The 14,869-nt window shown below is 57.6% G+C and carries 16 protein-coding genes; 9 read left to right on the forward strand and 7 right to left on the reverse strand.

Going from position 1 to position 14,869, the window contains the following annotated elements; genetic code table 11:
• Positions 1 to 4: 4 nt before the first annotated feature.
• The 3 genes from ACZ89R_RS19055 (at position 5) to ACZ89R_RS19065 (ending at position 2,578) form a co-directional block, all read left to right on the forward strand.
• On the forward strand, positions 5 to 865 hold the full coding sequence (locus ACZ89R_RS19055) for an ABC transporter ATP-binding protein (protein ID WP_429544929.1): 861 nt from the start codon (positions 5 to 7) through the stop codon (positions 863 to 865).
• Positions 866 to 884: 19 nt separating this feature from the next.
• Positions 885 to 1,751 (forward strand): ABC transporter permease, encoded by an 867-nt coding sequence (locus tag ACZ89R_RS19060; protein ID WP_429544928.1) that lies wholly within the window; start codon positions 885 to 887, stop codon positions 1,749 to 1,751.
• Positions 1,752 to 2,089: 338 nt separating this feature from the next.
• On the forward strand, positions 2,090 to 2,578 hold the full coding sequence (locus ACZ89R_RS19065) for a glycine zipper domain-containing protein (RefSeq protein ID WP_123498159.1): 489 nt from the start codon (positions 2,090 to 2,092) through the stop codon (positions 2,576 to 2,578).
• Between the two features lie 69 nt (positions 2,579 to 2,647).
• On the opposite strand, the gene ACZ89R_RS19070 is transcribed toward ACZ89R_RS19065, so the two are convergent.
• The 4 genes from ACZ89R_RS19070 to ACZ89R_RS19085 all read right to left on the reverse strand — a co-directional run bounded on the left by ACZ89R_RS19070 (position 2,648) and on the right by ACZ89R_RS19085 (position 7,553).
• Positions 2,648 to 3,079, reverse strand: coding sequence for an acyl-CoA thioesterase (locus ACZ89R_RS19070; protein WP_429544927.1), 432 nt, complete (start codon positions 3,077 to 3,079; stop codon positions 2,648 to 2,650).
• 175 nt (positions 3,080 to 3,254) lie between these two features.
• Positions 3,255 to 4,481 carry a 3-hydroxyacyl-CoA dehydrogenase gene (locus tag ACZ89R_RS19075; protein WP_429544926.1) on the reverse strand — a complete coding sequence of 409 codons (1,227 nt, stop codon included), beginning with the start codon at positions 4,479 to 4,481 and terminating at the stop codon, positions 3,255 to 3,257.
• A 226-nt stretch (positions 4,482 to 4,707) separates the two neighbouring features.
• Complete coding sequence (locus tag ACZ89R_RS19080; RefSeq protein ID WP_429544925.1) at positions 4,708 to 6,636, reverse strand: RecQ family ATP-dependent DNA helicase; 1,929 nt, start codon at positions 6,634 to 6,636, stop codon at positions 4,708 to 4,710.
• A 422-nt stretch (positions 6,637 to 7,058) separates the two neighbouring features.
• Positions 7,059 to 7,553, reverse strand: coding sequence for a polysaccharide deacetylase (locus tag ACZ89R_RS19085; protein WP_192346418.1), 495 nt, complete (start codon positions 7,551 to 7,553; stop codon positions 7,059 to 7,061).
• A gap of 311 nt (positions 7,554 to 7,864) precedes the next feature.
• Here ACZ89R_RS19085 and ACZ89R_RS19090 point away from each other — a divergent pair, with 311 nt between their 5' ends.
• The 6 genes from ACZ89R_RS19090 (at position 7,865) to ACZ89R_RS19115 (ending at position 11,435) form a co-directional block, all read left to right on the forward strand.
• On the forward strand, positions 7,865 to 8,143 hold the full coding sequence (locus ACZ89R_RS19090) for a hypothetical protein (protein WP_429544924.1): 279 nt from the start codon (positions 7,865 to 7,867) through the stop codon (positions 8,141 to 8,143).
• 113 nt (positions 8,144 to 8,256) lie between these two features.
• Positions 8,257 to 9,384, forward strand: a complete 1,128-nt coding sequence (locus ACZ89R_RS19095) for a hypothetical protein (protein ID WP_429544923.1) — start codon at positions 8,257 to 8,259, stop codon at positions 9,382 to 9,384.
• Between the two features lie 384 nt (positions 9,385 to 9,768).
• Positions 9,769 to 10,068: a hypothetical protein gene (locus ACZ89R_RS19100; protein WP_429430199.1), complete on the forward strand. Its 300-nt coding sequence runs from the start codon at positions 9,769 to 9,771 to the stop codon at positions 10,066 to 10,068.
• A 92-nt stretch (positions 10,069 to 10,160) separates the two neighbouring features.
• Positions 10,161 to 10,664, forward strand: a complete 504-nt coding sequence (locus ACZ89R_RS19105; protein ID WP_429544922.1) for an antitoxin PaaA2 family protein — start codon at positions 10,161 to 10,163, stop codon at positions 10,662 to 10,664.
• Positions 10,664 to 10,936: a type II toxin-antitoxin system RelE/ParE family toxin gene (locus ACZ89R_RS19110; protein WP_429544921.1), complete on the forward strand. Its 273-nt coding sequence runs from the start codon at positions 10,664 to 10,666 to the stop codon at positions 10,934 to 10,936. Before ACZ89R_RS19105 ends, ACZ89R_RS19110 begins: the two co-directional genes overlap by 1 nt.
• 133 nt (positions 10,937 to 11,069) lie before the next feature.
• The gene (locus tag ACZ89R_RS19115) at positions 11,070 to 11,435 is read left to right on the forward strand and encodes a DUF1493 family protein (RefSeq protein ID WP_429544920.1); all 366 of its coding nucleotides are present in this window, start codon (positions 11,070 to 11,072) and stop codon (positions 11,433 to 11,435) included.
• 134 nt (positions 11,436 to 11,569) lie between these two features.
• On the opposite strand, the gene ACZ89R_RS19120 is transcribed toward ACZ89R_RS19115, so the two are convergent.
• The 3 genes from ACZ89R_RS19120 to ACZ89R_RS19130 form a co-directional block, all read right to left on the reverse strand.
• On the reverse strand, positions 11,570 to 13,111 hold the full coding sequence (locus ACZ89R_RS19120) for a phosphoenolpyruvate carboxykinase (RefSeq protein ID WP_401171787.1): 1,542 nt from the start codon (positions 13,109 to 13,111) through the stop codon (positions 11,570 to 11,572).
• Between the two features lie 179 nt (positions 13,112 to 13,290).
• A complete protein-coding gene (gene hslO, locus ACZ89R_RS19125; RefSeq protein WP_123498184.1) occupies positions 13,291 to 14,193 on the reverse strand; it encodes an Hsp33 family molecular chaperone HslO in 903 nt (300 codons plus the stop codon).
• Positions 14,194 to 14,418: 225 nt separating this feature from the next.
• Positions 14,419 to 14,826 (reverse strand): RNA-binding S4 domain-containing protein, encoded by a 408-nt coding sequence (locus ACZ89R_RS19130; RefSeq protein WP_429544919.1) that lies wholly within the window; start codon positions 14,824 to 14,826, stop codon positions 14,419 to 14,421.
• Positions 14,827 to 14,869 lie beyond the last annotated feature (43 nt).

A 14,869-nucleotide genomic window follows, 5' to 3' on the forward strand; every position in this document is an offset into this window, starting at 1 on the left:
CGACATGAACGCCCCTTTGCAAGGCCACACGGTCAGCAAACCGATCGTGGCAGCTCAAGCGCTGCTGTCGGTCGACCAGGTCAGCCTGGAATACCGCACGCCTGCGCGGGTGGTTCGAGCGACCCATCAGGTCAGTTTCGAGATCGATCCGGCGGACCGCTTTGTGCTGCTCGGTCCTTCGGGCTGCGGCAAGTCGACGTTGCTCAAAGCCGTTGCCGGGTTCATCCCGCCCTGTGAGGGTGAGATTCGCCTGCAAGGCCAGCGGGTCGATGCGCCAGGGCCGGACCGGATCGTGGTGTTCCAGGAGTTCGATCAACTGCCACCGTGGAAAACCGTCAAACAGAACGTGATGTTTGCGCTGCTCGCTTCCAAAACCCTTAAGCGCAAAGAGGCTGAAGAGCGGGCGCTGCACTATCTGGACAAAGTCGGTCTGGCGGCGTTTGCCGATGCCTATCCGCATACCTTGTCTGGCGGCATGAAAGCTCGCGTGGCCATTGCTCGCGCCTTGGCGATGCAGCCGAAGATCCTGTTGATGGACGAGCCCTTCGCCGCCCTCGACGCGCTGACCCGACGCAAGATGCAGGAAGAGTTGTTGCTGCTCTGGGAGGAGGTGCGTTTCACGCTGCTGTTTGTCACTCACTCCATCGAAGAGGCGTTGGTGGTGGGCAACCGGATTTTGCTGCTGTCGCCTCATCCGGGTCGGGTGCGGGCGGAAGTCCACAGCCATCAATACGACTTGCACAGCTTGGGGGGCGTGGCGTTCCAGGAATCGGCGCGGCGGATTCATCGGCTGTTGTTCGATGAAGGTCAGTCGCCGGAAACCGAGCGTGCGCTGGATTTCGCCGACATTCGCATCGCGTATTGAGCCATTGGAGGATTGCCCGATGAGCAATTCATCATCTGTGCGTAAAGAGTACGAAACTGTTTTGCAGCCGCTGACCAGCGTACCGCTGGAGCGTGAATTACCGCTCGGCCAGCGCCTCTGGCAGCAGGGCTGGCTGCGTAAAAGTCTGATCCTGATTTTGCTCGCGGTGCTTTGGGAGGCCGTTGCCCGATATCAGAACAACGACCTGCTGCTGCCGAGCTTTTTGCAAACCGCCAGCGCGCTGCAGGACGGCCTGCTCAGCGGCGAACTGCTGGGCAAGGTGTGGATTTCGCTGGTTGTTTTGCTCAAGGGTTACCTGATTGGCATCGTTCTGGCGTTTGTCCTGACGACGCTGGCGGTGTCGACCCGGTTCGGTCGCGATTTGCTGAGCACGCTGACCTCGATGTTCAACCCGTTGCCCGCGATTGCCCTGTTGCCGCTGGCGCTGCTGTGGTTTGGCCTGGGGCAGAACAGCCTGATTTTTGTACTGGTGCATTCGGTGCTCTGGGCGTTGGCCTTGAACACCTATGCCGGGTTTCTCGGTGTCTCGGAAACCTTGCGCATGGCCGGGCGCAATTACGGCCTCAAGGGCATCCGTTTCGTGTTGTTCATCCTGATCCCGGCCGCGTTGCCGTCGATTCTTGCCGGGCTGAAAATCGGCTGGGCCTTCGCCTGGCGTACGCTGATCGCCGCCGAACTGGTGTTTGGCGCTACCAGTGGCAAGGGTGGTTTGGGGTGGTACATCTTCCAGAATCGTAATGAGCTATATACCGACAAGGTGTTTGCCGGGTTAGCGGTGGTGATCCTGATTGGGTTGCTGGTGGAGAACCTGGTGTTTGATTCGTTGGAGCGGGTGACGGTGAAGCGGTGGGGGATGCAGCGGTAGGTTCTGCGGTGTCTGATCTGGCCCCATCGCGGTCTTCAAGTGGATACAGCATTTGTGTTCGACCGAAACTCCACTGTAGCAGCGAGCCTGATCGCGATGGCGGTAGAGCATTCACCAAATTCTTCCGGTCCGCACTTTCCAATCGCCCACAAAAAAGGCCGTTTCTGTATCAAAACGGCCTTTGCGAAGTAGTTAAAGACCGGCGAAAAACACTTAAGTTCCGCCCAAAAAACAGTAACTTATAGAATTGTGCTCAAGTCGTGTTACTCGTCGGATTTCTATTGTCACAACCATGACACAGCCTCAGGATCGCGCCGTCATCCCCTTGAGGTTCCTCTATGAAGTTCTCCTCGATTCTCTTGTTGTCCCTTGGCCTGGTCAGTGGCTTCGCTTCTGCAGGCGGCACCACCGAAGCAGGTGTGGGCGGCGCATTGGGCGGGGTTCTTGGCTCGGTCGTCGGTCAATCGTTAGGCGGCAATACAGGTTCAACCATTGGCGCGGCCCTGGGCGGCGCGGGTGGTAGCGCAGTCGGCGCAGACAAACGCAGCCGTGGCGAAGCAGCCATTGGCGGTGCGTTGGGCGCAGCAGGCGGTAACGTGGTCGGCCGCAGCGTGGGCGGCACCACCGGCAGCCTGATCGGCTCCGCAGCAGGTGGCGGCGCCGGTGGCGCGCTGGGTAACTACATGGGCAACAAGAGCGATGACGACGATGATCGTCGCTATCGTCGTGGTTATGATGATGACGATCGTGGTTACTACCGTCGCGGCCATCCAGGTCGTGGTCATGCCTATGGCCATCGCAAGCATAAACATCGCTATCGCGACTGAGGCTTGAATCGCCTCGTTTACCGGTAGATCAAAAAATCGCAGCCCTCGGGCTGCGATTTTTTTTGCCTCTCAGATCGCCAGTCGCTCCAACGCCCCGCGCAATCCGGCAGGAATTGCCACCGGCTGATTCGACCCCCGATCCACGAACACATGCACGAAGCGCCCCGCCGCACAGGCATCATCTTCACCTGTCTTGAACACCGCCAATTCGTATTGCACCGAACTGTTGCCCAACTTGCCGACCCGCAGGCCGATCTCGATCCGGTCCGGGAAAGCGATAGAGGCAAAGTAGTCGCAGGCCGAACTCACCACAAAACCCACCACCTCGCCGTCATGGATATCCAGGCCGCCGACTTCGATCAGGTAGGTGTTTACCGCCGTATCGAAAAAACTGTAGTAGGTGACATTATTGACGTGACCGTAGGCGTCATTGTCGTGCCAGCGAGTGGTGATGGGCTGGAAGTGCGGGTAGTCGGTGCGTTGGGGCATCGGGTTGGACATCAGCGTCAGTTCCTGGGGGTGAATGGCTAGTTTAAAGTGAAACCGCGTCGTTCCCCTTCGCGAGCAGACTCGCTCCCACCCTGGATCTCGGTCGTACACAAAACCTGTGATCAATGAAGATCAACTGTGGGAGCGAGCCTGCTCGCGAAGGGACCTTCACAAACGCCACATAAAATCACATGTCAGCGAACCCTCGCCCCTCTGCCGCCAGTTCACCAATCAACCGCGCCGGCGCCCAGTGATCGCCCTGCTTGGTCTCAAGCTGCAACAACCGCAGATGAATAGCTTCCAACCCTTGCTGATCCGCCCAGGCCATCGGCCCGCCCTTGTCCGCCGGGAAGCCATAACCGTTGAGATAGACCAGGTCGATGTCATGCGCCGATGCCGCGATACCTTCCTGAAGAATCTTCGCCCCTTCGTTGACCAGCGCCAGCAAACAACGCTCCAGAACCTCTTCAGGGCCGATCTCGCGACGCTGGAACCCCAACCCTTCGCTGACTTCAAGCACCAGCGCATCGACTTCCAGATCGTGCTCAGCCTGACGACTGCCCGGTTCGTAGTGGTAATACCCATCGCCACTCTTCTGACCAAAACGCCCCAGCTCGCACAAGCGGTTGTCCACTTGAACCTCCGGCGCATCCTGGCCTTTGCCAGCCAACTCCCGAGCGCGCCACTCCAGGTCGATGCCAACCACGTCGTACATGCGGAACGGCCCCATGGCGAAACCAAAATCTTGCAGCGCCGCATCCACCTGATAAGGCAAAGCGCCCTCCAGCAGCATCTTGCGCGCTTCGAGCACGTACGGATGCAGCATGCGGTTGCCAATGAAGCCATGACAGTTGCCCGACACCACGCTGACCTTGCCCATGCGTTGGCCCAGGGCCAAGGCTGCATCGAGTACCGCCGGCTCCGTCTGGGCGCCGCGCACGATCTCCAGCAATTTCATGATGTGCGCCGGGCTGAAGAAATGCAGGCCCAGGACCTGTTGCGGACGGCGAGTGACAGCAGCCATCGCGTCGATGTCCAGTGCCGAGGTATTGCTGGCCAGAATCGCTTCAGGTTTCATCACGCCGTCGAGTTCGCGGAAGATTTTCTGTTTCAACTCGAGGTTTTCGTAGACCGCTTCGATGACCAGATCGACATCGCGGATCGCTGCGTAATCGGCAGCCGCCGTTACCCGTGCAATGCGCGCATCCGCCTCGGCCTGATCGATCCGCCCCTGACGCACGTTGTGGGCGTAAGTCTCAGCCACGCTGGTCAGCGCTTGCTCAAGCATCTGCGGATTGTTATCGACCCATAGCACCGGCACCCCGGCGTTGGCCAGGCACATGACAATGCCACGGCCCATGGTGCCGGCGCCGATCACGGCGGCGCGCTGAATATCGAACGGTGTCTGGCTCATGATTGTTCTCTTGTTAGCGATCCAAAGACAGTCCTCACCATAGTCAGGCGCCGGGCTTTTTTGAAGTTTATTCCTGTGATGAGCGACATTCAGGGGATGGATGCACGTCGAAAATTTGAGTCCCCCTGTAGGAGCTGCCGAAGGCTGCGATCTTTTGATCTTGATCTTCGGTAATTTCAGCACCGCCAAAGATCAAAAGATCGCAGCCTTCGGCAGCTCCTACACGTTAGAGGTTCGCCTCAGCCCATCCCCGAACCTCGGCATATGGATAATCCTCCAACGCCGCAAACCCCGGAATCGAGCGCGCCTTGAGCTTGGTAAACAGCGGCACGCTGATCCCACACAGAAACCGCGTGACGCGCTCTGCCGATGGAGCACTCCCCGTGTGCTGCTCGTGCCTGTGGATAAAATCACCACACAGCGCCTCGAAATTTTTATCCACAAGCTCCGGCAATTCCGGTGGCGCTGGCAATCGCGCCACGTGACCGTGACACACGGAACAATGCCCACACTGCCGGGGTGCGTGATCGTCGCCGAAGTACTCGGCCAGGCGGTAACCCAGGCAGTGGTCGGTAGCGAACAGATCGAGCATGGCGTGAATCCGTGCGATCTCGGTGCGCTCGTGTTGGGTGAAGTAGGCGTGCAATTCAGCGCTCAGGGTTTGGGAATCAAAGTCCGCTTGCAGTAGGCTGTAGACCTCGGTCATCTGCTTGCTTTCGACCTCGACCCAGCCCTTTTCCTGAAAATAATCCAGCGCCTTGACCACCCGACTGCGCTCGGCGGAATACTGCTCATACAGCGCATCGAAATTCACCGTGGCCCAGGTCCGTGCGCGGCTGGAGGTCTGGATGATTGCCGAGACGAAGTCCTTTCGTTCACCTTCAAATCGGGCAAGCAATGCTTCGGGTTCCTGCAAATACTTGAAGCGGTATTCGGCGTAATAGGCATAACGCGGGGCGATCATTGCGCGCAGTTCCAGCTGCACCAGCAAAGTCTTGAGCGGTAACTGGCGAATGTTGCTCTGATCGGCCAAAGGTCCCAGCAGAAACTCCCATTGCCCCTCGGGCGCAGTGGCTTGCAACTCGTCGAGCACGCAACGAATGCCGTCCCGTTCCGGCGTGTCGCCATAGACGAAGTTTTCCAGCACGTTGAGGCTGTCGCGGTTGGCTAGCACCAGGCAATCGGATGGCTGCCCGTCACGCCCGGCGCGACCGATTTCCTGGCTGTAGTTTTCGATGGATTTAGGCAGGTCGAAATGCACCACGTTGCGGATATCGCTTTTATCGATGCCCATGCCGAAGGCAATGGTGGCGACGATGCAATTGGATTGCCCACCCATGAACCGCCGCTGGATTGCTTCGCGCTGTTCGTGCGGCAAACCGGCGTGATAGGCCTCGGCCTGAATGCCATTGCGCCCCAGATGTTCGGCGATGTGCTCGGCGGTTTTCTGCAGGGTGACGTAGACAATACTCGGCTGGCCGGGACGCTGGCTCATCCACTCGACAAGGCGTCGTCGCTTGTCCTGGCCGCGTACCGGTTCCACCAACAGATTGAGGTTGGGCCGGTAGAAACCGGTCGTCACCACATCCTCAGGGGCAATGGCGAATTTAGCCTGCATGTCGGCGATCACCTTGGGCGTCGCGGTGGCGGTCAGCAGCAGCGCCTGAGGAATGTTGAACTGGCGCTGATAGTCCGGCAGCTTGAGGTAATCGGGGCGAAAGTTATGGCCCCATTCAGAGATGCAGTGGGCCTCGTCCACCACCAGCAGCGAGATCGGCACCTGCTGCAAAAAATGGCGGAAGCGCTCGTTCTTCAGGCGCTCCACGGAAATCATCAAAATCTTCAGCTCGCCGGACTTTGCCCGGGCCATCACATCGCTGGCGTCATCGCGGCTCTGGGCCGAATCGATACTGCCCGCCGCAATGCCGTGGCGCTGCAAGAACGCTAACTGATCCTGCATCAACGCCAACAGGGGCGACACAACCAACGTCAGGTGCGGCAGCAACAAGGCCGGCAGTTGATAGCAAAGAGACTTGCCCGAACCGGTCGGGAAAATCGCCGCCGCCGAGCGCCCGGCCAACACAGCACTGACCGCCGCCTCCTGGCCGGGTCGAAACTGTGGGTAACCGAAAACCTGTTCCAGGGTGTTGTGCATAAGCTGTCACTCCGTTGACCGCTGCGAAGCCCAAAGCCTAGCTGGCGAACGCAGCGGGTCGAGAAAAGGTCGGGGGTAAAAACGATACTGGATGATACAGCGTCACCCCATTGATTCCTTCGCCACGGATTGAAACAAACGAGGCACTTTGCCCCCCTGACATCAGCCCCTGTCAGCCGGTAAGGTTCACCCCGAGAAAAACCATCATCCGCGAAGTTTTCATCAAGGCAGGACGCCCGCACGCGGATTCTTATGAAGGAACAACCATGCCATACACTCAGTTTTTACCCATTGTCCTTGTCTTTGCATCTCTGCTGCTGAGCGGGTGCATGAAGCTCCCTGACGAACCTCCGCTCCTCGCTACGCCCACAACTCTGGGCGGCGCCTCACAGACCTAGTCATCATTAACCCATGTCGGGTGGCTATGGCACCAACACCGCCACCCGCAACTGCTCATCCAGCGCCTGCTCATGAAACACTCGGCTCTTGCTCGCCCAAACTGCATAAGCCGGGCTGATTTCGCCCGTGAACGCCGCCGCCAACTGACGCAAATCAGCGACGTTGCGCACACGTGGGCAGAAGAGTTCGCCGTCGCAGTCCTGACTGGCATTGCGGTAGGTGACCAGCAACCGATCCCACAACCCGTCACGCACTTGTCTGACCGATTTGAGCTTCACAGCCTGCACACCCAGTCGCTGTTTCAGACCCTGTTCATCCAGCGCTTCGCTGGCCAGCAGCGCCTTGCCCACCATCAACACCTCGGCGCGGGATGCAGTGTCGACATCTGCCTGGGTGGTCAGGGCATCGGGCCAACCGGTATGTTCAAGAGCCAGCGAATGACCCGCATCGGTAGCGCCCGCGATCCGCCAAACACCGGCCCATAACAACAAAATCGAGGCCATACGTAGCCATTGCATACCTAATTCCCTTTAAGAGTCGACTCAGACGTTTCGAAACGTCCTACAAAATCTGGCGCGCACCCTACGGAGGTTCAGTGCGCCACGCCTGACAATCCCGTAGGAATATCGACCTCTCGGGGGAAAAGCTTAAAAAATAGTCGGAACGTGCGTAGGCAAAGGTCGATAGCGCCGGTAAACCCCCTACAAAACCCGTCCATTTACGTCTTATTGCGACGCCTCGCTGCCGCCCTCTATAGTTTCCGACTCGGCTGAAAACACTGTGTCGGCCCGCCGGCGAGCCTGCCCGATTTCCCACAGGACTGACCTCGATGAACACGTTCCAACCGTTAACCAACCGCTATCGCCCGCTCAAAACCAGCTACAGCGAACCCCCCGTGCTGGTCATCGACACCCAAGCCAATCCTCACGAGATTCTCGACGCCGCCCAGCAACGCATCCGCGCCGCCAGCGACCTGCTCGAAACACTCTATTGCCTGTGCTTCAAACAGGCCGACGTGAAAGACATTCCCAATATCGTCAACGCGCTTTACTTGCTGACCCAGGATGGCTGCCAACTTCTTGAAACCGCCAAACAACTCATCAAATAATACTTTCAAACAACAACTAACACCTCGCACAAAAACAGCAACAACTAATCACTTCACCATTCAAACAATACAAACTAGCGTGCCAGCTCTTACATCAAACAAGGGCAACACAAATGACTGTATTATCTATTTTTTTCTGCGGCACCGGCTCAACTAAATTCGACACCACTAATGAAAATTACTGGGATGGCGAACTGGTATCGACACTTGCCTCCCACCATCTAGGCAGGGAGTTCGCCGAATGGATCGTGGTCGATGGTCCCGGCAGCGGTAATCTGCAAGCCGACGATCTCTTTACCAAATCCGAGGAGTACGGTCTCAGCGGCACACTGTTCGGCAAAGGCTGGGAGCAAAACGTCCAGCATGCGATCAACATCATCAAAGGCCAGTGTGACTGGCAGCGCGAGCAACTGACCGAAGAAGAATACAACCGCCTCAAAGCGGCCGGCATCCCCATCGAAGACGTGAAAGTTCAAGGCTCGTGGTTCTGGCGCAAATACAACTATGGCGATCGCAGCGTGACCCAGCAGGCGTTGCAAGAACAGATCATTAAAACCTTCCGCAAGGACGGTGTTATTCCTACGCAGGTTAATTTGGTGGGTTGGAGCCGCGGCGGCATTAGTTGCCACATGCTGGCCAACGCCATGCTCAAGGACACCGCACTTAAAAACATTCCGGTGAATATCTTTGCGATTGATCCGGTGCCTGGCATTAGCAACTTCCAGGACGACAAAGTCAAACTCGGTGCCAACGTCAAAGAATATATAGGTTTCTATGCCCGGGACGAACGCTCGAAAGGCTTCTGCTGCGTCATCCCGCAAACTGCCATCGGCACCCAAACCCACATTTACCCCATACCCGGTCGTCACGCCACCGTGGCAGGCAACGCCTCCCCCGACGGCGTCAGCGGCCCGAAAACCCTGGCCGAGCCAGGCCGGTTCGTCCGCCATTTTGCCGAAGTCTGCCTCCAGCGTTGGGGCGTGCAACTGGACAAGTCGTTGAACCTGACCCACGCCGATCTGGAGAACCTTGGCAAAGCCATGGTCGACGCCGAAGCGAAGTACCGGCTGATGCACAACTACTCCTACACCTACTTCACCGAACTGGATCAAGGCGAACGCTACGTTTCACTGGGCAGCAAAGGGGTCAACTTCTCGGCGGTGAAAGGCACGATCTACACGCCGGCGACTGGGCTGACGACCAGCGTGCTGGATGTTGCGGCGTATCAGCATATTTGTTGAGGTGATGGCGCGGGATGGCGGAAAAATACGAGAAATTGCGTCGCGGAAAATTCCTATAGAAACGGCCTAGCCAAGGCTCATCCGGTTCCTACAAGCGGGGACTCCTTGTCGTCTATCGCTGCCCAGTGGCTCGCACCTATAGTCGTGACCGTCGCTGCCAAATCAGCGACTCGGGCTTGGTCACCCGAATGGCTCATATCTACGCGTCCGTTGTATGCTGCCGGCACTTCAAGTGCCTGCACGCTATATGGTGGCTGTGTTTGGGACGCCCTCGGGCGTGCCGGGATGTGAGCCTCATCGGTTGACCAACCCGAACACAGTCCGCCTCCCATCGCTTGGTCACGGCGGTGGCGGTTCTTCCTGATGCATTTGAGGCTAAAACCAATGAAAACATGGACTCTGTCTACAAACGATCGTTACCTTCCGCTGCAAACCAACCTCACCGATTCCCCGCCCCTGATCATCGATACAGAGGCAAACCCCCAGGACATTCTCGAAGCCGCCCTCCAGCGCATCCGAGCCTCCAGCGACCTGCTCCAAACCCTGCATTGCCAATGCTTCAAACACGGTGACGTCGAAGACATTCCGCACATCACCCACGCGATCTACTTACTGACACAGGACGGCTGCGACCTGCTTAAAGTCGCCCAGCAACGCATGATGGGCTGGAAAGCACCATCCTAAGACACCGTGGTCATGGGGCATGCCAGCTTCACTCTGCGCTGGCTGCCCACAAAAAGGATACAAATACCTACATCCTTAATGGAGGCAGAAGATTGCAAACTATTATTGATTGCGTAGCATGTGAGCCACTGATCAGCCATGGGCTCCTTCTTATGACAACCGAAACGATCGATCACACCGCGCTCGTCAAACTGGTTGAAAGCGGCGCTGTTAACGCCACTCACATTTTTGCCAAGCAAGGTGGGTGGGCGGTTCAAGTTCAACATGGATCACAGACACATTCCCTGGCGGCGCAACGCAGCCAGCAAATTCGCCTATTTAAGCGACTCGAAACCCTAGTGATCTATTTGCAAGGAATAGGCATCAGTCATTTCAATGTCGATACATCGGGCTATGACCCTCTACAAGTAAAAACCTATTCTCGCCCTGACCGTTCCGAGGCAATGAAGCACGCTCACGAAGCCGCTGCTTACGAGGAGTGGTTCAAGAAGCAGGTTCAGGCCAGCATTGATGATCCCAGGCCAAGCGTAAGCGACGAAGAGGTACGCCGAATCTTTGCTGCCAAACGTGACGCCATACGTCAACGAGCCCGCTGATGCAGGTAGTTTGGCGTCCCTCGGCGATGACTGACCGGGACAACATCATGAATTATATTTGCCAGGACAACCCTGATGCGGCCATTGCTTTAGACGAAGTCTTTGAGCTCAAAGCAGAGCAAGCGGGCCAGCAACCAAAGCTTTATAGAAAGGGCATAGTTCTTGGCACTCATGAAATAGTCGCCACACCAAATTACGTTATGGTCTATGTGGTCTTGGCTGAAACGGTAGAAATAATGCGGATACTGCATGCGAGACAACAATGGCCATGACTAGGTCAACCGCCGGATCACCCTAAATTTTGAAGGCTACAAGAACTCTCCGACAGGTCGACTCAACCGCTCGTTAATTGAAAGGGGGCGCTGAGCGCATCAGCGCCAGCCTTTTCTCCAACTGGACGCCATCATGAACCTCGGCCCCAACTTCCCCGACGACCACACCATGCACCTGCTCATGCAGCTGCTGCACGAAGAACTCGGCCTACCCGAACGCAAAACCATCAGCCTCACCACCTCGATCAACTTCGACCTAGGCTGCGACGGCGCTGATGCGCGACATCTGATGGAAGCATTGGAGGAACAGTTCGCCATCGACTTCGTGGACTACGACGCCTATCGCTACTTTCAGCCGGAAGGGTTTGATGTGTTTCTCAAGCGTCGGGCGAAGGGGCGCGGTGACAAGGTGCCGTTGACTATTGGCATGCTCTATCGAGCGATCAAGGTCCAACGGTGGGATACGCAGGAGTTGGAAGGCATCTGCTCGAACGCGTAAGTGGCATTATTCTGGCTGTTTAACGCTTTTTCAGCTGGAATAATGGCAGTTGTATTTCTGATGGTCCGAATCGCGCCCACAAAAAAGCCGCCCTCAAAGGGCGGCTTTCTCTTACCTCAAACCACTACCGATACTTACAACTTCGGCCCAGCAGCCTTGATCGCGTCGCTCACGTCGAACTTCTTGAAGTTCTCAACAAACAACCCAGCCAGTGCTTTAGCGGCTTCATCGTAAGCAGCCTTGTCAGCCCAGGTGTTACGTGGGTTCAACAGGCCAGTCTCAACGCCCGGTACGGCCAGTGGCACGTCCAGGTTGATGGTGTCCAGGTGCTCAGTCTCGGCACCGACCAACGCGCCGCTCTGGATCGCTGCGATCACGCCACGAGTGGTCGGGATGTTGAAGCGTTTGCCGACGCCGTAGCCGCCGCCGGTCCAGCCGGTGTTGACCAGGTAGACCTTGGAGCCGAAGCCGCGGATGCGTTTGATCAGCAGTTCTGCGTATTCGCCGGCCGGGCGCGGGAAGAATGGTGCGCCGAAGCAGGTGGAGAAGGTCGATTTGATGCCGCTGCCGGAACCCATTTCGGTCGAGCCCACCAGAGCGGTGTAGCCGGACAGGAAGTGGTAGGCCGCTTGTTCTTCGCTGAGGATCGAGACTGGTGGCAGGACGCCGGTCAGGTCGCAGGTCAGGAAGATCACAGCATTTGGCTCGCCACCGAGGTTCTTCTCGGAACGCTTCTCGACGTGCTCCAGCGGGTAGGCGGCGCGGCTGTTCTGGGTCAGGCTGCCGTCGGCGTAGTCAGCCTTCTTGGCGTCGTCCAGCACCACGTTTTCCAGGACTGCGCCGTGCTTGATGGCTTTCCAGATGACGGGTTCGTTCTTCTCGGACAGGTCGATGCACTTGGCATAGCAACCGCCTTCGATGTTGAACACCACACCCTCGCCCCAGCCGTGCTCGTCGTCACCGATCAGGTAACGGCTTTCGTCGGCGGACAGGGTGGTCTTGCCGGTGCCCGACAGACCGAAGAACAGGGTCACGTCTCCCGCTTCGCCGATGTTGGCAGCGCAGTGCATTGGCAGCACGTCGGCGGCCGGCAGCAGGAAGTTCTGCACCGAGAACATGGCTTTCTTCATTTCGCCGGCGTAACGCATGCCCGCCAGCAGCACTTTCTTCTGGGCGAAGTTGATGATCACGCAACCATCGGAGTTGGTGCCGTCACGCTCTGGCACGCACTCGAAGTTGGCAACGTTGAGAACTTGCCACTCTTCACGGCCAGCCGGGTTGTACTGGGCCGGGTTGATGAACAGGCAACGACCGAACAGGTTCTGCCAGGCAGTCTGGGTGGTCATCTTCACGGCCAGGTAGTGCTCTTCGGCAGCACCTACGTGCACGTGGGAAACGAAATGCTCTTGCGCGTTGTTGAAGGCCTCGACGCGAGCCCACAGGGCATCGAACTTGTCGGCCGGGAACTTGCGGTTGATCGGGCCCCAGGCGATGGCGTCCTGGGTGGTGGGCTCTTCAACGATGAAACGATCGACTGGCGAACGGCCGGTACGGTGACCGGTGCGAACAACCAGCGCGCCGGTATCGGCAAGCTCGCCTTCACCGCGATTCAGGGCTTCTTTAACCAGATCATCAACACTCAGATCGGTGTACACGGCGTTATTGGCTTGCGTCATGAGGTTCCCCGTCGGCCAGTGGCCGAGTGCTCCAAACGTTTTGTAGTAGAAAGTCGTGCACTACTACCGCGAAAAAAGTGGGCCGGATTATGCCAGAAAAGCCCAAAAAGTGTAGGGTCCTCCCGTCAGAACGGCGTTATTCCGGCGTTAAGCAGTGAATTTACCTGCGCTGAAACGTTTTAGTGACGGGTATCTGACGGCGTATCGACCCCTGCACCAGCAAACAATTGGGTGATATCGGCTGCGTCGAACAGGTAACGTTCGTTGCAAAACTGACAATCGATCTCGATACGGCCGCCATGTTCGACGACCAGCTTCTGAGCATCTTCCAGACCCAAACTGACCAGCGCATTGCCCGAGCGTTCCCGAGAGCAGCTGCAACGGAAACGTAGTTTCTGCACATCGAACAGGCGCACTTGCTCTTCATGGTAGAGACGATGGAGCACGGTTTCGTTGTCCAGGCTCAGCAATTCATCGGCCGTCAGCGTGCTGGCCAGGGCGGTGATGTGCTGCCAGCTGGCGGCGCGTTCTTCTTCGTCTTTCAGACGGTCGGCAGGCAGTTGCTGCAGCAACAGGCCACGGGCACGACGGCCATCGGCATAGAGCCAGAAGCGGGTATTGGTTTGTTGGGACATGACGAAGTAGTTGGTGAAGCAATCGGCCAGGGTTTCACCGTCGAGATCGACGATGCCCTGATAGCGCTGGCCCTGAGTCGGGTCGACGGTCAGCGCCAAGACACCATTGGGCATCAGGTCGGCGAGGGTCGCATCCGGGGCAATCCGGTCGGCTTCGTAACGAGCCAGGCCACGAATTTCGCGCTCGCTGGAGCACTCGATCATCAGCAACGGCACCGGGCCTTCGGAACGGGCCTGCAGAATCAGCAAGCCATCGAACTTCAAGGTGCCAACCAGCAACGCTGCCGCTGCCATCAACTCGCCCAGCAGTTGTGCGACCGGCTCCGGATAGGCGTGTTTGGCGAGGACTTCGGCATAGCTACGCTCCAACCCAACCAGCTCGCCGCGGGTGTCGCTGTCATCGAAGATGAAGCGTTGGGTGTAGTCGTTATCCGATAGATGGGTCATAGGTCTGGGTATCTGAAAGGGTGACAAAAAAGAAAAAACGCGTCATTTCCGCATTTCTGGGCGGGCAACGTTCAGCCGTAAGGGCATTTTATGAACAATCCGGGGTTGTTCCAAGCAAGGTCAAACCTCGGTTTTCGACGAACGGTATTTTCATTTGGCCGCTGTCGAGTACACCCATATGGCTGCACAGGTGCGCGATTGCAAGTCTGTGCCCGACGGCGATCACTACTCGTCGTTGCTGTTACCGCGAAACTTGAACAGATCCCGGCGCTGCTTCTTGCTCGGTTTGCCATCGGTGCTCACGCCCAATGCTCCGGCCTTGCGCATGGCCGCAGCCGCTTCGCGTTTGGCAATGCTGGCCTCGGTTTCAGCATAGAGCGCCTGAGCCTCCGGCGCGCCACGGCGCACAATCGACAGCGCCTGGACCACCACCGTGCGCTCCTCGAAGCCGGTGCGAATCTGAAACTCATCGCCGACCCTCGGCTCCTTGCCTGGCTTGCAGCGCTCGCCCCGGCAATGCACCTTGCCACTCTCAATCGCGGCCTTGGCCAAGGCACGTGTTTTAAAAAAACGCGCGGCCCACAACCATTTATCGAGACGGACCTTGTCGTCCTCTTCGCTTTTTTGTGCCATTGGATGACCTCATTCTGAAATATCGATGAACTGTACTACCGTT

Source organism: Pseudomonas sp. TE3728 (assembly GCF_056279145.1).